This window comes from Streptomyces sp. 3211.6, from assembly GCF_003634815.1.
Classification (GTDB): Bacteria; Actinomycetota; Actinomycetes; order Streptomycetales; family Streptomycetaceae; genus Streptomyces; species Streptomyces katrae_A.
Map to the genome: position 1 here is coordinate 788,772 of NZ_RBXC01000001.1, position 16,894 is coordinate 805,665.

19 protein-coding genes and 2 pseudogenes are annotated in these 16,894 nt (G+C 72.3%); 12 read left to right on the forward strand and 9 right to left on the reverse strand.

Features of this window, described 5'->3' with window-relative positions:
• Nucleotides 1-34: 34 nt before the first annotated feature.
• Nucleotides 35-658, forward strand: coding sequence for a TetR/AcrR family transcriptional regulator (locus tag BX286_RS03900; RefSeq protein WP_261993337.1), 624 nt, complete (start codon nt 35-37; stop codon nt 656-658).
• Between the two features lie 190 nt (nt 659-848).
• Here the strand turns inward: BX286_RS03900 and BX286_RS03905 are convergent, their stop codons facing one another.
• On the reverse strand, nt 849-1,961 hold the full coding sequence (locus tag BX286_RS03905) for an ABC transporter substrate-binding protein (protein ID WP_100862306.1): 1,113 nt from the start codon (nt 1,959-1,961) through the stop codon (nt 849-851).
• Between the two features lie 202 nt (nt 1,962-2,163).
• Nucleotides 2,164-3,345 (reverse strand): copper resistance D family protein, encoded by a 1,182-nt coding sequence (locus BX286_RS03910; RefSeq protein ID WP_121014521.1) that lies wholly within the window; start codon nt 3,343-3,345, stop codon nt 2,164-2,166.
• A gap of 178 nt (nt 3,346-3,523) precedes the next feature.
• Between BX286_RS03910 and BX286_RS03915 the strand changes: the two genes are divergently transcribed.
• From BX286_RS03915 to BX286_RS03925, 3 genes are all read left to right on the forward strand, one after another.
• Complete coding sequence (locus BX286_RS03915) at nt 3,524-3,892, forward strand: BlaI/MecI/CopY family transcriptional regulator (RefSeq protein ID WP_079430891.1); 369 nt, start codon at nt 3,524-3,526, stop codon at nt 3,890-3,892.
• Nucleotides 3,889-4,830 (forward strand): M48 family metalloprotease, encoded by a 942-nt coding sequence (locus BX286_RS03920; protein WP_121014522.1) that lies wholly within the window; start codon nt 3,889-3,891, stop codon nt 4,828-4,830. The genes BX286_RS03915 and BX286_RS03920 overlap by 4 nt, the downstream gene beginning before the upstream one ends.
• A gap of 244 nt (nt 4,831-5,074) precedes the next feature.
• Nucleotides 5,075-5,449, forward strand: a complete 375-nt coding sequence (locus BX286_RS03925) for a nuclear transport factor 2 family protein (protein WP_079430890.1) — start codon at nt 5,075-5,077, stop codon at nt 5,447-5,449.
• A 307-nt stretch (nt 5,450-5,756) separates the two neighbouring features.
• Here BX286_RS03925 and BX286_RS03935 read toward each other — a convergent pair whose 3' ends face one another.
• Complete coding sequence (locus tag BX286_RS03935; protein WP_100862311.1) at nt 5,757-6,719, reverse strand: GlxA family transcriptional regulator; 963 nt, start codon at nt 6,717-6,719, stop codon at nt 5,757-5,759.
• Nucleotides 6,720-6,790: 71 nt separating this feature from the next.
• On the opposite strand from BX286_RS03935, the gene BX286_RS03940 reads away from it, so the two are divergent.
• From BX286_RS03940 to BX286_RS03970, 7 genes and pseudogenes are all read left to right on the forward strand, one after another.
• Nucleotides 6,791-7,438: an HD domain-containing protein gene (locus BX286_RS03940; protein ID WP_100862312.1), complete on the forward strand. Its 648-nt coding sequence runs from the start codon at nt 6,791-6,793 to the stop codon at nt 7,436-7,438.
• Between the two features lie 138 nt (nt 7,439-7,576).
• The gene (locus BX286_RS03945) at nt 7,577-8,257 is read left to right on the forward strand and encodes a TetR family transcriptional regulator (protein WP_121014523.1); all 681 of its coding nucleotides are present in this window, start codon (nt 7,577-7,579) and stop codon (nt 8,255-8,257) included.
• Between the two features lie 182 nt (nt 8,258-8,439).
• Nucleotides 8,440-9,105, forward strand: a complete 666-nt coding sequence (locus BX286_RS03950; RefSeq protein ID WP_121014524.1) for a DedA family protein — start codon at nt 8,440-8,442, stop codon at nt 9,103-9,105.
• Complete coding sequence (locus BX286_RS03955; protein ID WP_121014525.1) at nt 9,102-9,707, forward strand: phosphatase PAP2 family protein; 606 nt, start codon at nt 9,102-9,104, stop codon at nt 9,705-9,707. Before BX286_RS03950 ends, BX286_RS03955 begins: the two co-directional genes overlap by 4 nt.
• A 9-nt stretch (nt 9,708-9,716) precedes the next feature.
• Nucleotides 9,717-9,917, forward strand: a pseudogene (rpsN, locus tag BX286_RS03960) (30S ribosomal protein S14); the annotation flags it as partial.
• A gap of 113 nt (nt 9,918-10,030) precedes the next feature.
• The gene (gene rpmF / locus BX286_RS03965) at nt 10,031-10,201 is read left to right on the forward strand and encodes a 50S ribosomal protein L32 (protein ID WP_037929589.1); all 171 of its coding nucleotides are present in this window, start codon (nt 10,031-10,033) and stop codon (nt 10,199-10,201) included.
• A gap of 4 nt (nt 10,202-10,205) precedes the next feature.
• Nucleotides 10,206-11,387: a GTP-binding protein gene (locus BX286_RS03970; RefSeq protein WP_100862316.1), complete on the forward strand. Its 1,182-nt coding sequence runs from the start codon at nt 10,206-10,208 to the stop codon at nt 11,385-11,387.
• 109 nt (nt 11,388-11,496) lie between these two features.
• Here the strand turns inward: BX286_RS03970 and BX286_RS03975 are convergent, their stop codons facing one another.
• Nucleotides 11,497-11,712, reverse strand: a complete 216-nt coding sequence (locus BX286_RS03975) for a hypothetical protein (RefSeq protein WP_079430883.1) — start codon at nt 11,710-11,712, stop codon at nt 11,497-11,499.
• Nucleotides 11,713-11,883: 171 nt separating this feature from the next.
• Here BX286_RS03975 and BX286_RS03980 point away from each other — a divergent pair.
• A pseudogene (locus tag BX286_RS03980) lies at nt 11,884-12,194 on the forward strand (ABC transporter ATP-binding protein); the annotation flags it as partial.
• 231 nt (nt 12,195-12,425) lie between these two features.
• Here the strand turns inward: BX286_RS03980 and BX286_RS03985 are convergent.
• The 5 genes from BX286_RS03985 to BX286_RS04005 form a co-directional block, all read right to left on the reverse strand.
• The gene (locus BX286_RS03985; RefSeq protein ID WP_100862317.1) at nt 12,426-13,310 is read right to left on the reverse strand and encodes a metal ABC transporter permease; all 885 of its coding nucleotides are present in this window, start codon (nt 13,308-13,310) and stop codon (nt 12,426-12,428) included.
• Complete coding sequence (locus BX286_RS03990) at nt 13,307-14,170, reverse strand: metal ABC transporter permease (protein ID WP_261993338.1); 864 nt, start codon at nt 14,168-14,170, stop codon at nt 13,307-13,309. The genes BX286_RS03985 and BX286_RS03990 overlap by 4 nt, the downstream gene beginning before the upstream one ends.
• Entirely contained in the window at nt 14,167-14,964 is a 798-nt protein-coding gene (locus BX286_RS03995) for a metal ABC transporter ATP-binding protein (RefSeq protein WP_187344077.1), read from the reverse strand. Before BX286_RS03995 ends, BX286_RS03990 begins: the two co-directional genes overlap by 4 nt.
• Nucleotides 14,961-15,914, reverse strand: coding sequence for a metal ABC transporter substrate-binding protein (locus tag BX286_RS04000; protein ID WP_121014526.1), 954 nt, complete (start codon nt 15,912-15,914; stop codon nt 14,961-14,963). The genes BX286_RS03995 and BX286_RS04000 overlap by 4 nt, the downstream gene beginning before the upstream one ends.
• Nucleotides 15,915-16,041: 127 nt before the next feature.
• Nucleotides 16,042-16,860, reverse strand: a complete 819-nt coding sequence (locus tag BX286_RS04005) for a TrmB family transcriptional regulator (protein WP_121014527.1) — start codon at nt 16,858-16,860, stop codon at nt 16,042-16,044.
• Nucleotides 16,861-16,894: the final 34 nt, after the last annotated feature.

Sequence of the window (16,894 nt, forward strand, 5' to 3'; positions counted from 1 at the left end):
GACAATGAAGTCAAGCAGTCGCTTGATTTCTAGCGTGAGGCCAGAGAAGACGGACCTTCGCCGCGAGGCCGGTCAGCGAACACGGGACGACCTGCTGTCGGCCGCTCTCGAGCTGCTCGCGCAACGGGGGCAGGAAGGGGTGACCCTCCGCGAGATCACCCAGAACGCCGGAGCCAACGTCGCCGCGGTGAGTTACCACTTCGGCTCGCTGAAGGCACTGTGCGAGGTGGCGATCGAGCACGCGCTGGAGCGATACCTGGACGCGCAGATCCGGGAGCTGGACGCTCTGGCGGGGGACGCGACGCTGAGCGAGCTGGCCGAGGCCTTCGCGCGGCCGATGGTGAACGCCCTCGTGGCCGGCGGGCGGGAGCTGGCCGTGATGCGGACCGTGGCGCGGGTGGGGATCGATCCGCCCGAAGGGTGGGAGAGGCTGGCGGGGAAGTTCGAGCAGGCCCGACGGCAGGCGGTGCGGGTGCTGGCGGCGAACCTTCCCGGGGTCGACGAGCGGGAGCTGGTCTTCCGTGTCCGCTGTGCGGCCGGGATGCTGAACTGGCTCGCGGTGGCACCCATCGGGTCCGAGCTGGGCGCGGAGCCCGCCGAGCGGGTGGAGCGGATGCTCGTCCCCGTGGTGGCCGGGGCCTTCCGGGGAGCCCGGTAAGCGGCGGCCAGCGGTGAAACGAATGCACGCAGTGACGCACTCGGCCGGGGGCCCGGGCGCCCTACGAACAGCCTCCGCAGGCGGATGGCGGGCTCCAGCGGCACGGGCCGCCGTCATCACCCGGGCCGCACGCGCCACCGCCTGACCGAGGCGGCCTTCCTTGTGGGCCGCCCCGTCATCGCAGGAGGCCTCAGCCGGCGTGGAGGATCCGGAAGCGGTCGGGCTCTGCCGTGTCCCGGTCGACGACTTGGACCGGTGTCCAAGCCCATTGCCACACGCTGATGCCCGGTGTGCGGGAGAACCGGATCGGCCCGCGGGTGCCCTCGACCGCCACGCTCGGCCATGACCCGGCGATGGCCGCCCGGTCCGTGCCGTGGGAACGCAGCACGTCGGCGAGGACGGTGACGGTGTCCCAGCCCTCGAAAGCGACGAAGGAGGGCGCTTCGCCCAGCCGCTCGCGGAGCTCCTTCCCGACGCGTTCGCCGAGCGGGCCGGGGTGCTCGGGCAGGTAGCGCAGGAACGGGATCCCGGCGCCGTCCTCGCCCAGCACCTCGGCCCATTCGGCGAACTCCGGTTGTCCGGCCGGAGCGCCGATCAGGAGGTCCGCGAGCCGCCGGTCGCCCCGGACGGCCCTGACGATCGGCACGGCCGGCTCCGGGTGGCCGACCAGCAGGAGGAGCGCCGTCGCGCCGTGGTCGACGAGCGCGTCGCACAGGGCTTCGGGGGTGAGCGCGTTCGTGTCGAGTTCGACGACGGTGCCGCCGCGCGGAGCGAGGTGGTCCCGCAGGACGCGGGTCCCGGCCGTCCAGTAGACGCTCGGCTGGGCCGCCACGGCGATCCGGCGCCGGCCCGCACCGAGGAGAAAGTCCGCGTAGATCCTCCAGCCGTGGGACTGGGCCGGGGCCAGGCGCGCGACCCAGTCCGTCGGCTCCTCGGTGAGCGTGTCGAGCACGGCCGACGAGCAGAGGAACGGCACGCCGAGGGCGGCGGCCCGGGCGGCGGCCGCGCGGGCGACGACGCTGTGGTACTCGCCCGCCACGGCGGCCACGCCCAGGCCGGCCAGTTCGTCCACGGCCGCCGCGGCCCGCTCCGGATCGGCGGCAGTGTCCCGGACCACCAGCTCCAGGGGTCTGCCGTCGATCCCGCCGGCATCGTTGACCTCGCGAACGGCCAGTTCGAGTCCTGCGAGCAGGTGCCGGCCCGCCTCGGCCCAGCCGGGCCGCGTCAGCGGTACGAGAGCGCCCAGGCGGACGGACGGCCCGTCGGTGTGCTCCGCTCCGGACGGCGATGGCGGCGTGTTCATCGGATGGCTTCTCCTTTGGGACGTGCGGTCGCAGTCCGCCCGGACCGTGCTCCGGCCAGGGCCGGCGGTCTGCGCTCATCACACCTCTCCCCGGCGGGCGCTACCGGGTGATCATGCCGGTCATTGGATCCACCGCCGCCGCCAGGGGCAACCGATTATCCGTTCAGGCCATCCCGCGTGTCCGAACCAGTGGCTGTGCCGGTCAGGCTGTTGCCGGGATCGCCGGTGAGCGGCGGGCCAGCGCCTCGGAGGCCTTGGCCGTGGCGTAGAGGGACACGGCCAGGGCGAGGGCCATGGCGGCTCCGGCAGCGAAGAGGCTGCCGGAGGACACGGCCTTCGCACTGCCGGCCTCGGAACGGGCGGAGCCCGTGATGAACGGGACGACCGCCAAGACCGCGACCCCGAGGGCGACCTCGCCCCAGACCACCAGGGGGAAATGACGCAGCGTGAGGTGGCGCAGCGAGGCGGTGTCGTCGGCGCGGCGGGCCCGGGCGATGCGGGGCATGAGCCAGAACTGGTTGAAGGCGCCGGCGGTGATCAGGCCCAGCACCAGGAGGATCTTGACGAGGAGGGCGATGCCGTAGCCGGTGGTCCACAGCTGGGAGACCGCACCGACGTGCTTCCAGCTGAGCCACAGGCCGGAGAGGACGACGGCGCCGACGCAGACCAAGGCGACCAGGCTGAACCGCCGCCAGATCTCCGCCCACAGCACGCCGGCTCCCGCTCCGAGGCCTGCGCGGGCACCGGCGAGGGCGACGAGCAGGGCGAGGCCGCCGAGCCAGACGGTGCCCGAGACGATGTGGGTCTGGTTCAGGAAGAGGTCGAGCCAACGGTCGAGATCGGCCGGGGCGGTGGCCGGTACCGCGGCGATGAGGGTAACGGCGAGGGCGGCCGGGAGCACGGCGAGGACGATGCGGTCCAGATGCCTGCGCGCGGCCGGGAGGAACAGGGCGATCATCGCCGCCGCCGCGGCGAGCAGGACGAGGTTCTGGACGAGGTAGACGGTTCCCTGGGCGATCCAGGCGCCCTTGGCGGCCGGTGCCTGCAGGAAGTCCCACATCCTGCCGGGTGCGAGCGCGTCGCCGAAGGCCATGCCCTTGCCCGCCCGGGCGACGCGGCCGGCCAGCTGGAAGTAGCCGGCCAGGAGGAGCACCACCCCCGCCCAGGCCGCGTAGCTCGCCGATCTGGATCTCAGGACCACGGCATCACCGGGGTCTCCGGCCTCCTGGGCGTGCTTGAGGGAGGGGCGGACGGTGGTGGCGTAGGTGACGGTGGTGCCGATGGCGCCGCTGAGGCCGATGAAGTATCCGGCCTTCGTCAGGACCCGCCAGGTCTGGGGCATGGTGTATCCGGCCGTGTCCGTGGCCAGCAGCAGGGAGTTCATGAGGGCAGGCTAGCCTTACTAAAGTAAGCCTTCCCTTATTTTTAATGACCGATCGTCCTACCTTCATCAATCCGTGACGTCAGGTGCGGAAACGTTCCTCGGACCGATGCCACTACGCTGTCTACAGCGAAGTAGTCGACCTGCATCAGCGCAGGACTTCACCGGTCAAGGGGGATCCATGGCGGACGAGGGCGAGCGAAGGGCCGCCGGCGAGCTGGAGTCCAGCGTGCTCGCCGCGTTGTGGGCGGCCGGCACGGCGCAGTCGGCGGCCCAGGTCAGGGCCGCCCTGCCGCAGGACCTGGCGCGCACCACGGTGGCGACCCTGCTCGGACGCCTGTGCGAGAAGGGGCTCGTGGGACGCAGACCCGGGGGGCGCGGCTTCGTCTACTTCGCCGTGCAGGACACCCATGGCCTGGCCGCCCGTCGCATGCACCGCGAACTCGACGGGGGCAGCGACCGGAGCATGGTGCTGGCGCGGTTCGTCGAGGGCCTCGACCCACACGACGAGGCCGAACTGAGGCGGCTCTTGCAGGAGGACCGCCCATGATCACGCTCCTGGTGGTACCCCTGCTGCTGCCCTGGCTCCTGCCTCCGCTCGCACGGCGGACTTCCCGGCGGGTCCGACCGGACATCGCCCTGTGGGCCGTTACCGCCGGCACGGCCGCGCTGGCGCTCGGCGCCGTCGCCTGCCTGGGCGCCCTGCTGCTCCCGCTCACCCTCCGCCTGCGCGCACTCGCCGACCTCGCGCACCTGCTCCACCCCCTCCAGGCCGGCCCGGCGGCACTGGTGTTCGGCGCCGCCACGCTCGCCGGCGGAGCGCTCGCCGTGAGCGCGACCGCCGCAGTCCGCGGCGCGAAGGCAGAACTGGCGCGGCTGCGTGCGGCCAAGGACCTCGTGGCCGGACTGCCCGAGGCCGGCGGCCTGTGCGTACTCGACGACGAGCGACCCGACGCGTTCGCCCTGCCCGGAGGGAGGCGCCGGACGGGCCGGGTCGTGGTCACCGCGGGCATGCTCCGGGCCCTTGACCCGAGCGAGCGGGAAGCGCTCCTCGGACACGAACGCGCCCACCTGGCCGGGCGCCACCACCTGTTCCTGGCCGTGGCGCAGCTCGCCGGATGGTGCCACCCGGCGCTGGCCTCCGTCATCCCCGCCGTCTCCTTCGCCGCCGAGCGCGCAGCGGACGAAGCCGCCGCCCGCGCATGCGGGGACAGGCGGCTGGCGGCCCGCGCCATCGGACGGGCCGCCCTGGCCACGACGTCCCGACGCGGCGGCCAGCAGGTGCCGGCCGTCGTGGCACGGGGCACCACCGGCCCGGTACCGGCGCGGGTCAAAGCCCTCTTCGCGCAGGCTCCGGTACGCCGCACCGCCCCCGCCCTCCTGGCCATCGCCCTTCTCTGCGGGGCGGCGGGCGCCTCGTCCCTCGGCGGCGCGGTCTGGCTGCACCGCGGGGTGGAAGTGGCACAGGGCGAGCGCCCCTCCGAGTAACCCCGTGGCCGCCATGTCCGCAGCCCCCGGCATCTGCTCCTCTGCGGCGGACCCGGCGCCGCGATGACCCGTCGGCACCATCCAACCGGCCGGCGCCTACCAGGTCATCGCCTGGACCTCGGCTCTAGCCCCTCTACGGACGGCCCCAGCCGTCACGAACTGACCCACTGGGCCGCGCGGACCGGCGGCCCCCTGCCAACCCGACCGGCCGGCCGACCAACCGGCCCACACGAACGGACTCACCATGCCCAGATCCGCCGCCGATCTGATGCAGGTCAACCTCCTCCAGGTCTTCAACGAACCCGACCCGGATCGCCGGGCCGCGGTCATCGCCGAGAACTACGCCGAAGACGTGGTGTGGCACGAACCGGACCGCATCAACCACGGGCGCACGGCCCTCACGCGCCGCGCCACGGAATTGCGCGCCGAGCACCCGGACTGGGTCTTCCGACCCACAGGCACCCCGTCGGAGCTCGACGACATCGGCCACCTCGGTTTCCGGTGGGGCCCGCCCGACGATCAACCGCCGGTGGTCAGCGGCATGGACATCGCCCGCACCAACGGGGGCGTCATCATCGAGCTCTACACGATCGTCACGGAGATCAGCCAGCCGTCGTAGGCGTCCGTCGCGGACAGGCCGCCGCGACTGCGCAACGGGGTCAGCCGCCACGAACGCGGGGGCGGTGGCGGGCAGAAGCCCTGCGCCACTACCTCCTGACCGCACCCACGACATCGCACCCGACGCCTGGTACCGCTACGCCGAAGTCCTGATGATCGGCTTCGGCCTGGAAAAGGGCCCGGCAGCACACACGACCGCCATGACCGGCGGCCAGGTGCCCGCACCTGGCCCAGGCCAACCAGCTGAGCAGGCCCACCGGCGCACCACATCTCGCCGGACCGAGCGAGGCCGCCGGGCCGCCGTTACGTCACGGCCGGAAGGTTTCGCGGTAGACGCTGGGGGCCACGCCGACGTGGGCCTTGAACAGCGTCCGGAAGTTGGCCGGGGTGCCCAGGCCGCAGTGCCGTGCCACGGCCTGTACCGTGAGTTCGCCCGCTTCCAGCAGTTCCCTCGCCCGGCCCAGCCTGGCATCGAGCAGCCATCGCATGGGCGGCCGGCCCGTCTCGGCGTGGAAATGGCGGATGAGGGTCCGGCGGGACATGCCGGCCCGGTGGGCCAACTGGTCGACGGTGAGCGGCTGGTGCAGGTTGCACAGGGCCCACTCGTACACCTGCGCCAGCCCGTCGGAGCCGGAACGGTCCGGGCGTACCGGGAGGTCGATGTACTGGGCCTGGCCACCCGTGCGGTGCGGGGCGGCGACCAGCATGCGCGCCAGCTGGTTGGCCACGCGGGCGCCGTGGTCGCGGCGGATGAGGTGCAGGCACAGGTCCAGGCCCGCGGCGACACCGGCCGAGGTCAGGACCTGGCCCTCGTCGACGTACAGCACTTCCGGCAGCACCGACACCCGGGGGAAACGGCCGGCCAGCGCCGCAGCGTACTGCCAGTGCGTGGTGGCCCGGCGCCCGTCGAGCACTCCGGCGGCGGCGAGGGCGAAGGCACCGGTGCAGATGGACACCATGCGGGCCCCGCGGGCCGCCGCCCGCGCCAGGGCGGCCGCGACCGCGGCCGACGGCTGCTCCGGCTCCAGGTACCCCGGGACGATGACGGTGTCGGCGGATTCCAGGCAGTCCAGCCCGTGCTCGACGGAGAGCGCCGGGCCGCCGTGCATCGGAACGGATCCGGGCGCTTCCGCGCACACGGTGAGCCGGTACGGTCCGTCTCTCCAACTCCCGAAGATCTGCAGGGGGATGCCGATATCGAGGGCGAGGACGTTCTCCAGGGCCACCACGACGACGTGGTGCGCGCTACCGGACTCCCCGTTCCCCTCCATGGCACGATCCTATCGCCACATGGCATCCGTGCCACTCACGTGGTCGTCCGGGCCGCGCCTACGTTCGTGCCATGAAAGATTCCCTCCTGCTCCCGGCCCTGCCGGACACCCCTGTGGCCGTCAGCGCCGTCGCGTACGTACGGTCCTGCGAGAGCGAGCCCACCGCCAACCACAGCATCCGCAGCTACGTGTTCGCCGCCCTGCTCGCCGAACACGAAGGGCTCAAGCCCGGCGCCGACTTCGACCCCGACCTCCTCTTCCACGCCTGTGTGCTGCACGACCTCGGCACCTCGTCCGCGGCCCCCGGCGCGGAGCGCTTCGAGGTCGAGGGTGCGGACATGGCCGCCCGGTTCCTCACCGGGCACGGATACGACGCACAGGCGGTCGACCTGGTGTGGGAGGCGATCGCGCTGCACGCCACGCCCGGCATCGCCGAGCGCCGCGGGGTGCTGGCGTACCTCACCCGCCGGGGCATCGGGGTGGACTTCGGCATCGGCGCCGAGTTCATGACGGACGCCCAGGGCGCGGCCGTCCACCACGAGCACCCGAGGCTGGACATGGTCACCGCGCTGGTCGACGAGATCGTGCGGCACGCCGCCCGCTCCCCGCAGGCCGGCGCCCGCTACACGCTCGGCGGCGAGTTCCTTCGCGAACGTGCCGAACCCGGAGCCACGACCTTCCTCGAACGCGTGGCCTCGACCTCCCGCTGGGGTGCGTGAACACCGCTCCTTGACCTTGCCGCAGCGTCACCGTCGGTACGTGGGAGAGATCAGGGGCGGGACCGGTCACCGGGCCCGCCCCGCGCCCCCTGAGACGCACTCCCCCCGGACAGCCCTGCGCCCCCGGGGCCGTGGCGCATGTCGGAGGGCCCGGAACTGGCGGTGGACCTGGTCCATGGTGGCGGCCCCGAGCGGGCCGGAGTGGAAGTAGCCCGCGTTGTTGATCAGGGCGTCGACGCGGCCGAACTGGGCCTTGGCGAGTGCGCTCCGGGCTGCCCCGGGGCCACCCACAAGCAGCAACGGGCCGACGATCTGCTGGCCGCCGCGCGTCGGCTGGCCACGGCCGAAGGCGTGCACGCCGTGCCCCTCACCCAGATCGCGGCGCAGGCCGGCGTGCACCTCTCCGGCGTCCGCCGCTCCTTCGCCTCGCGCGAGGAGATCCACCTCCGCCTCGCCGCCGAAGGCTGGCCCGATTGGGCCGAGGCACTGACGGCAGCCCTCGCCGACCTGCGGGGCACCGCAACCGCCACACCGGAGACGGTTGCCGACGCCTTCGCACGCACCCTCGCCGAACGCCCCCTGTTCTGCGACCTGCTCGGGCACGTCCCGGTGAGCCTGGAACGCGGCGCGGCACCCGAGACGCTGCGCGAGTTCAAGCTCTCCGCCCTGGACCCGGTCGACGCGGCCACCGCCCACCCGGGCCCGGGCCTGGAATCGCTCTACGCCGAGGACCCGCGGCCGGCCCACTCGGTCACGGACTTCAAGCCCCGCCTCACGCACCTCTTGCGCGCCACCGCCCGCGGGCTCACCGGGCGGTGACGCGGCCGGAAGGGGGATCCGGGGTCAGGGGGCGGGGACGGGTCCGCCGGGGCGGAACCGCTGCACCTCGTCTCCAGGCACTCGATCGTCTACAGTTCAGTAGACCGTCTACTTGACTGTAGTCAACGGGGTCCTTCGGGCTGCCCCCGTCTCCGAACCAGTGAGAGAGGCCGACCTGATCCATGGCCACATCCGCTTCCGCCGCCCTCGCGGTGAATCTCCTCGATGCCCATTCACTCCTTGCGACGTTCGGCGTGATCGGCATCGCGGTGGTGATGTTCGCCGAGACCGGCCTCCTGGTCGGCTTCTTCCTGCCCGGTGACTCGCTCCTGTTCACTGCAGGCCTGCTGTGCGCGGGAACGGCTGACGGGGACGCGAAGCTGTCCCTGCCTGCGGTACTCGCCGCCTCCGTGACCGGCGCGCTGGCCGGTGCCCAGTGCGGCTACCTGATCGGCCGCAAGGCGGGCCCCGCCCTCCTGGCCCGCAGTCGCTCCAAGAAGCTCCATGAGGGCGCCGCACGGGCCGAAGAGCTCCTTGCGAAGTACGGACACGCCAAGGCGATCGTGCTGGCCCGGTTCATTCCCGTGGTGCGCACCGTCCTGAATCCCCTCGCGGGGGCCCTGAACATCCCGGCGCGCGCCTTCACCCTCTGGCAGGTCGCGGGCGGCCTGCTGTGGACGGTGGGCCTGGTCCTGGCCGGCTACGCCCTCGGCTCGTCCATCCCCAGCGTCGACACGTACCTCCTGCCGATCGTGGGCCTGATCGTGGCGGTCTCGCTGCTGCCCGTGGCGATCGAACTCCTCCGCTCCCGCAGGGGCGGCAAGCACCAGAACGGAACAGCGCAGTGACCTCCGGCTACAACGGCTCCGGCTTCGACGGCAACGCCTACATCGACGTCACCGACCTCGCCCACCGGACCCCGGGCTGGCTCAACGACGCCATCGCCGCCTGGTCCCTCTACGGCCTGCTGCTGTTCGCCGTGCTGATGCTCGCCGCGTGGTGGCAGGCTCGTCGCACCGGATCGCCGTCCGCCGTCACCGCGCTGGCCGTGCCGCTGATCACGCTCGTGGGCTTCGCCGTCGATCTGCTGCTCAAGCTCGTGGTCCGCGAGGACCGGCCCTGCCAGAGCCTGCACGTGGCCGTGCTGGAAGCCTGCCCCGCCCCCGGGGACTGGTCCTTCCCCAGCAACCACGCCGCCATCGCCTCCGCGGCCGCTGTTGCCCTGCTCTTCGTCTCCCGCCGTCTGGGCGCCGTCGCCGTGGTGGCGGCGGTGCTGATGGCCGCCTCCCGGGTATGGGTCGGTGTGCACTACCCCCACGACGCCCTTGCCGGACTCGCCGTCGGCGCCCTGGCGGCCGCCATCTGCGCCCGGGCCGTCAAGCGGCGCCAGAACGCACTGGCCGAGCGGCTCGGCCGAGGCCGCCTGCGCCCGCTGCTGACCGCCGCGTGAGTCACCCCCGCCACCCCGGCCGAACGGGAGGCCGCCCTCGCGGAGCTGCGCCGGCAACCGCGCAACGCCAGCGCCACCCGCGTCCGCAACCGCGACAGCGTGGACGGCCGCCCTCGCGGCTACCTGCGCAAGTTCGGGCTCTCCCGCGTACGGGCCCGACAGCAGGCGCACGCCGGCTTCCTGCCGGGAGTGACCAAGTCCTCCTGGTAGTCGGCATCCACACGCACGCGTGCGACCGCACCTGCGGGCATCACCTACACACTTGGTAATGGGATCCGTTTTCATATAGCCTCCTGGCAATCCCTAGACCGAGGAGTGCCACCATGGCCGTCCCCAAGCGGAAGATGTCCCGCAGCAACACCCGCCACCGCCGCGCCCAGTGGAAGGCGACCACGCCCCAGCTGGTGCCGGTCACCGTCGACGGCTCCGTCTATCAGGTCCCGCAGCGCCTGGTGAAGGCGTACGAGCGCGGCCTCATCCACCCCGAAGGCTGATCGCGTGGCCCCGCACGACCGCCTGCCGGTGACCGTTCTGTCCGGTTTCCTCGGCGCGGGAAAGACCACCCTGCTCAACCATGTGCTGAGCAACCGCGAGGGCCTGCGGGTCGCGGTGATCGTCAACGACATGAGCGAGGTCAACATCGACGCCGCGCTCGTGCGCGGTGGCGAGGCGGCGCTCTCGCGCACCGAGGAGCGGCTGGTCGAGATGACCAACGGGTGCATCTGCTGCACTCTGCGCGACGACCTGCTGGAGGAGGTCGACCGGCTCGCCCGCGAAGGCCGCTTCGACTACCTGCTCATCGAGTCCAGCGGCATCTCCGAGCCGATGCCGGTCGCCGCCACCTTCTCCTTCCCCCGGGACGACGGCGCCACCCTCGGTGACCTCGCTCGCCTGGACACCATGGTCACCGTCGTCGACGCCTCGAACTTCCTGCGCGAACTCGCCTGCGGGGACGAACTCGTGGCGCGCGGCCTGGACCAGTACGAGGACGACGAGCGGACCGTCAGCGATCTCCTCATGGACCAGGTCGAGTTCGCGGACGTCATCGTCCTCAACAAGCTCGACCTGGTCGGGCCGGGCGACGCGGCGCGACTGCGCGCCACCCTCGCGCGGCTCAATCCCGAGGCCCGGATCGTGCCCGCCGTACGCGGCCGCGTCGCGCTCGAACAGGTCCTGGGCACCGGACTGTTCGACGTGGAGCGGGCCCAGCAGGCCCCGGGCTGGGTCAAGGAGCTCAACGGCGACCATGTCCCGGAGACGGAGGAGTACGGCATCTCCTCGCTGGTGTTCCGCGCCGACGCGGCCTTCCACCCCGGCAGGCTGTGGACGTTCGTCACCAAGGGCCTCGACAGCGGCACCTTCGGCAGGATCCTGCGCTCCAAGGGGTTCTTCTGGCTCGCCAGCCGCCCCCGGGTGACCGGTCTGTGGTCCCAGGCCGGCGCGGTGGCCCGCTTCGAGCCCTCGGGGGCCCGCGGCACAGAGACAGCCCAGGGCCAGGAGCTGGTCTTCATCGGCACCGGGCTGCGCACCGAAGCCCTCCGGGCGGCGCTCGAAGCCTGCCTGCTCAGCCCCGGCGAGCCGGTCCCCGCCGAGGACGAGTTCCCGGCATGGGAGACGTACGGCATCGACGAAGCCTGCGAGCACGAGCCCGCCGCCACACCTGTGACGGCGGCGGCCTGAGACTCCGGGCCGGGCGGTGGTCGCAGCCACGGCACCGCCCGGCCCGGCCCCTCCGGGGGCCACCGAACCAGCACTCGGCTTCTTCTCGGTGACCGCAAGGCCCAGCGGGTCAGGCAGTCGCCACGGAGTCGAGCCTGCCGGCCTTCGCGTCCTCGATGAGGGAACCGAATTGATCGGCGCTCATCTGCACTCGCTGCCCGAAGTCGTCGGTGATCACGACGCGGCGCTCCGCCGGAGCGGACTCGTCGACGAACAGCTGCGGGCAGCCGCAGTCACACTTGCCGCAGAACGTCGCCACGGGTTCCAGGGAACTGGTGTCGGTCATCTCAGGTGCCTTCCGTAGTCGCGTCCGCCCACGGAACGGCATCCCGCGCCCCGCATCCCGGACGTGGTGGGAATGCCCGTGCGGCGACGCGGGCAAGCGCCGGCCGCGCCCCGGATCGAAACACGGCCGGCTGTCGCTGTGCTCCCGCTGCTCCCTGCCGTCGGGGGGCTGGCCTGTGCCTGGATCCCCCAGAGGCCCGCCGCAGGGCGTTTCCCGCTGCTCGGCGAGGAGTTGCCGGCCAGTAGCCGTGCACCGGACGATGCGGCCGACGCGGCGGACGGCTCGGGGTGGGCCGGCTGACCCGGCGGCCGCTGCACACGCTGTCCGGGGGCCAGTTGCAGCGCAGGTACCTGGCCCGGGCCATCGGCTGCGTGGCCGCGGGCGCGGAAGTGCCGCCGGCCGACGAACCGACCGCCGCCCTCGACTTCGACGGGCAGGCCGAGGCAGCCGACGTCCTCACCTCCCTGTCGGTGACGCTCGTCGGCACGGGCGTAATCCTCACAGCGGGGCGGCCGCCATACGCATCGCACCGGCACACCGAGACGGCCCGGGCCACGAGCTGGGCCGCCTCGGTGCGGCGGTCCGGTGAAGCAGGCACGCACCCGCCGACGGCGGCCCCGAGCACGAAGCCTCCGGGGCCCTGACCGCATTCGCCTCCCGATCCGGCCCCCCCCGTCATCGCCGGAGCCCACCGCCGCGCATCCCGGGAACACCTACCGGAACGGATGCGCGACGCGCTCGCACACCTCGGCCTCCTTCGCCCGGCGGCCAACCCCTCCGGCGACCCGACGCATGCCGCCGTGCGGTGAGACGAGGAGCGAGACGAGGAAGGCCGCGGCGACGACCAGGGTGATGGTGCCGCCGGCCGCCAGGTTCCACCGCGTGGAAAGTTCCAGGCCGAGGACGCAGGAGCCGGTGCCGGTACCCACCGCGATGAGGATCGTCGTACGGATGCGGTCGCTCCACAGGCGGGCGGTTGTGGCTGGGCCGACGATCAGGGCCATGGCCAGCATGACGCCGACGGCCGGGGCGGTGACGACGATCACCGCTTCGACCAGGAGCAGCATCAGCAGGTCGAGGGCGGCCACCGGATAGCCGGCCGCGCGCTGCCCGTCGGGGTCGAACGCCCCGTACAGCAGCTCCTTGTGCAGCACGCCGAGGGCCAGGAGCACTGCGGCGCCCACGCATGCCGTGGTGGCCAGTTCCCGGCCGGTGACGGTGACGATCGAGCCGGTCATGAAGGCTTCGAGGTTTCTGTTGAAGCCGCTGGTGGCGGAGAGCAGGGCCACACCGAGGGCGAAGCCGGTGGCCAGGACTATGCCGGTCGAGGTGGCGGCCCCTTGTGCGTGGTGGTCGCGTCGGCGGGACAGGGCGAGGACGCACAGGCAGACGAGCAGGCCCATGGCGGCGCCCCCCAGGTAGATGTCGATGCCGAGTACGGCTGCCAGGACGACGCCGGGGAAGGTGGCATGGGTCATGGCCATCGCGAAGAAGCTCATCCGGCGCAGGACCACGTGCAGCCCGATCGCCCCGCACAGGGCGCCCACCATGGCCGCTTCCAGGAGAGCCCTGTGGGTGTAGGAGTCGAGCCAGCTCATGCGCGTCGGGCCTTTCGAAGGAGTCCGGCTCCGGCGAGCAGAGTCGCGTACGCCGTGGTCATCAGCAGGACGACGGCGGGCCCGGCCGCCAGTTGGAGGCCGTGGAAGACGGATGCCTGGTAGCTTGCCGCGAGGCCGAGCCAACCGCAGAGCCCGCCGAAGGCCGCTCCGACGGCGGTGATCACCGGGATGCGGTGCGACAGGACGCGGCCGAACGCGGCGGGGGTGATCACCAGTGCGATGACCAGCACCGTCCCCACCGACCGGACGGCTGCTACCACCACCAGCGCGATGACGACGTTCAGGGCCAGGTCCAGTAGCCCGATGCGGTAGCCCATGGCTCTGGCTCCCTCGGGGTCGAAGGCGCGCAGCGTCAGGTGGCGGCCGAGGACCGCGAGCGCGGCCAGGCAGCCGGCGGCCACCAGCGCGCTCTGCACCACCTCCGTCCGGGTCACTGTCAGGACCTGGCCGAAGAGGAAGGCCGTCAGGTCGTGCCGGTAGCCGTGCTGCCGGGAGACCAGGACCACTCCGAGGCCGAAGAAGGCCGTGAGGAGGACGGTCAGGGCCGAGTCCTCGCTGATGCGCGGGGCCCGGGTGAGCAGCGTCAGGAGTACCGCGGTGACGAGTCCGGCAGCCAGCGCGCCCCAGAAGACCCCGTCCGCCGCGCCGGCGGTGAAGCCCACGACGACGCCGGGGAAGACGGTGTGGGTGAGTGCGTCGGCGACGTAGGCGAGGCGGCGTACGAGGACGAACACGCCCACCACTGCGCCCAGGACGCCGAGGATCACCAGCTCGGTCAGTGCCCGCGCCATGTACGGCACGTGGAACGGCTCCACCAGGAGAGCCCCCACACCGCTCACGTCCCGGCCACGATGGCGGAGCCGTCCACCTCGAAGGCGTGCGACCCGTAGCAGCACCGCAGGTTGTCGGCGGTGAGGGTCTGCTCCAGCGGGCCGAAGGCGAACTGACGCCCGTTGAGGAGGCACACCTGCGCGCACAGGTCGCGGGCGACGGTCAGGTCGTGGGTGGAGACCAGGACTGCGGCGCCGCCCGAGAGCAGTTCGCGCAGCGCGCCCAGCAGGGCGTCCCGGCTGACCGCGTCCACACCGTTGAACGGCTCGTCCAGCAGCAGTACATCGGCCTGCTGGGCGATGGCGCGGGCCAGCAGGACGCGCTGCCGCTGCCCGCCCGAGAGGGTGCCGAAGCGGTCGTCGGTCCGGGCGGCGAGGCCTACGAGCTCCAGCGCGTCGGCGGCGATGGCCCGGTCCCGCCGGCCGGGCCGGCGCAGCCACCCGGCGGCCCGGTAGCGGCCCATGAGGACCACCTGGCCCACGGTGACGGGGAATTCGGGGTCGAGGGTGTCGGCTTGGGGGACGTAGGCCGTACGGGAGCGGGCGGCGGCCGGGCGCTGGCCGTACACGGAGACCGTCCCGGAGCCCACCCGCACCAGGCCGAGTGCGGACTTGATGAGGGTTGACTTGCCGGCGCCGTTGGGGCCGACGAGCGCGACGGCCTGGCCGGGGAGGACGGTGCCGTGCACGCCGTCGAGGACGGTGGTGGAGCCGTAGCACAGGCAGGCGTGGTCGAATGCGATCGCCGGGAGCGGGCCGGGGCCGGCTTCCGTACGCGGTGAGGGCAGGGCGAGGGCGCTCACTTCAGGGCGTCCACGATGGTCTTGGTGTTGAATTCCTCGCTCTTGAGGTAGGTGTCGCCTGCTGAGCCCTCGGGCCCGAGCGAATCCCCGTACAGCGAGCCGTCGCCCGCGACGACCTTGACCCCGGCCTGGTCGGCGATGGTCTGCGCGGTCTTGGGCGGCAGCGAGGACTCGCCGAAGACGGCCTTCACCTGCTCGGCCTTGATCTTCTTGACCAGGTTGTCCAGCTGGGTGCCGGACAGCTCCGCCTGGTCGCTGAAGTCGGGGATGACCGAGCCGACGAAGGTGAGGTGGTAGCGGTCGATGTAGTAGCCGAAGGCGTCGTGGTTGGTGACGAGCTTGCGGCTGTCCTCCGGGAGGGAGTTGATCTGGCTGTCGATGTCCTTGTCGAGGGCGTCGAGCTTGGCCGCGTAGTCCGTGAAGCGCTGCTCGTAGTCGGCCGTGTGGGCCGGGTCGGCCTTGGTCAGGGCCTTCTCGATGGCGGCGCACATGATCTTGGCGTTCTGAGGGTTGTGCCAGATGTGCGGGTCCTCGGCCGGCTTGCCGGTTTCCTCGTCTTCGCCGTGGCGGAGGGCGATGTCCGCGCTGGTGTCGACGGTCTGCCCGTGGAAGCCAGAGGTCTGGACCGTCTTGGGGAGCCACGCGTCTTCGAGACCGACACCGTTCTTGACCAGCAGCTCGGCCTGGCCTATCGCCTGGATGGCGGCGGGGGTGGGCTCGTACTCGTGGGGCGAGGTGTTGGGCTTCACCAGCTGGGTGACCGCGACGCGGTCGCCGCCGACGGTGCGGACGAAGTCTGCGATCTGTGTGGTGGTGGCGACCACCTTCAGGTTGCCGCCCTCGCCGGAGGCACCGTTGCCGGCAGCGGAGCCGGAGCCGCAGGCGGTAACGGACGCGAGGGCGATCCCGACGGAGGCGAGCCCGACGGCGCGGCGCTTGGGGTGGTGCATGGGTCCTCCAGGTGTGGGCTCGGGCACTGCACGAGCCCACACCTTATCAACATGAAAATCGTGTTCATTTAGAGTACCGTCTGGAACCGCCCGCCCCGCGCCCAGCGGAAGGCGACCACCGCGTGCGTCAGGGGCGGCGTGCGCCGGAGGCCGCCTCGGCCTGGGCCCAGACCGACAGGAATGACAGCCTCAGACAGCCTGCGAGTGCCGGGTGTTCGATGAACAGCGCTGTGGTAGCCCGGGTGTCGGCCATCGGGTCGGGCATGTCGCACAGGACCAGCGCGGCATCGGCGATGATCAGCTTCAGCGGGAGCTCCCGGGTGAAGCGGGCCTCCTCGCCGGCCTCGCCGAACCGGCGCACGTTCTCCAGCACCTCCCCGTCGCCGAGGGCGTCGTGGGTGTAGACGGCGCGGGCCGAGCCCCCGGCCCGGCGCAGCCTGCGGACGGCCTTGATGCCTTCGTCGTTGGCCGCGGGGGCGACGAAGGGGGGCTTGCAGAAGCTCAGCAGCTCGCGCGTGGCCTGCTCCTGGATGCTCGCGAACCGCTCGGCGATCGCCTTGGGATCGCGCAGCACCTCGATGTAGTCGAGCGGATCCGTATGCGTCTGCCCGGCCGACCAGACCGGCGTCAGCGCCGTCGCCAGCACGGCCGCCGCCTGGTCCAGCCTTTCCAGCGACTCCCGCTGAAGGGCCATCAGCCGGGCGAGCGCCAACTCGGGGGAGACGGCGGAGAAGGCGGCCACCCGTCCGGGACGCGGGATGGCGAGACGCCGCCGCACCAGTGCGTCGAGCACGTCGTACACCCGCTGGCGAGGGACGTCGGCCGCGCGGGCCACCTCCGCCGCGGTGTACGACTCGCGCCTGACCAGCGTGAGGTAGACCCGCGCCTCGTAGCGCGAAAGGCCCAGCGCAACAAGGTCGTTGACCGCACCGTCGTCCAACTCCATGGCAGCACACCGTATACCCGTAGATCACCGGCCG

Excerpts from the sequence above, each read along its gene's own strand:
- BX286_RS03905 (WP_100862306.1), bottom strand. The coding sequence starts at position 1,961 with ATGAACACGCCGCCATCGCCGTCCGGAGCGGAGCACACCGACGGGCCG.
- BX286_RS03915 (WP_079430891.1), top strand. The coding sequence starts at position 3,524 with ATGGCGGACGAGGGCGAGCGAAGGGCCGCCGGCGAGCTGGAGTCCAGC.
- rpmF (WP_037929589.1), top strand. The coding sequence starts at position 10,031 with ATGGCCGTCCCCAAGCGGAAGATGTCCCGCAGCAACACCCGCCACCGC.
- BX286_RS03945 (WP_121014523.1), top strand. The coding sequence starts at position 7,577 with ATGTCGGAGGGCCCGGAACTGGCGGTGGACCTGGTCCATGGTGGCGGC.
- BX286_RS03920 (WP_121014522.1), top strand. The coding sequence starts at position 3,889 with ATGATCACGCTCCTGGTGGTACCCCTGCTGCTGCCCTGGCTCCTGCCT.
- BX286_RS03940 (WP_100862312.1), top strand. The coding sequence starts at position 6,791 with ATGAAAGATTCCCTCCTGCTCCCGGCCCTGCCGGACACCCCTGTGGCC.
- BX286_RS03935 (WP_100862311.1), bottom strand. The coding sequence starts at position 6,719 with ATGGAGGGGAACGGGGAGTCCGGTAGCGCGCACCACGTCGTCGTGGTG.
- BX286_RS03950 (WP_121014524.1), top strand. The coding sequence starts at position 8,440 with ATGGCCACATCCGCTTCCGCCGCCCTCGCGGTGAATCTCCTCGATGCC.
- BX286_RS03925 (WP_079430890.1), top strand. The coding sequence starts at position 5,075 with ATGCCCAGATCCGCCGCCGATCTGATGCAGGTCAACCTCCTCCAGGTC.
- BX286_RS03985 (WP_100862317.1), bottom strand. The coding sequence starts at position 13,310 with ATGAGCTGGCTCGACTCCTACACCCACAGGGCTCTCCTGGAAGCGGCC.
- BX286_RS04000 (WP_121014526.1), bottom strand. The coding sequence starts at position 15,914 with ATGCACCACCCCAAGCGCCGCGCCGTCGGGCTCGCCTCCGTCGGGATC.
- BX286_RS03910 (WP_121014521.1), bottom strand. The coding sequence starts at position 3,345 with ATGAACTCCCTGCTGCTGGCCACGGACACGGCCGGATACACCATGCCC.
- BX286_RS03975 (WP_079430883.1), bottom strand. The coding sequence starts at position 11,712 with ATGACCGACACCAGTTCCCTGGAACCCGTGGCGACGTTCTGCGGCAAG.
- BX286_RS04005 (WP_121014527.1), bottom strand. The coding sequence starts at position 16,860 with ATGGAGTTGGACGACGGTGCGGTCAACGACCTTGTTGCGCTGGGCCTT.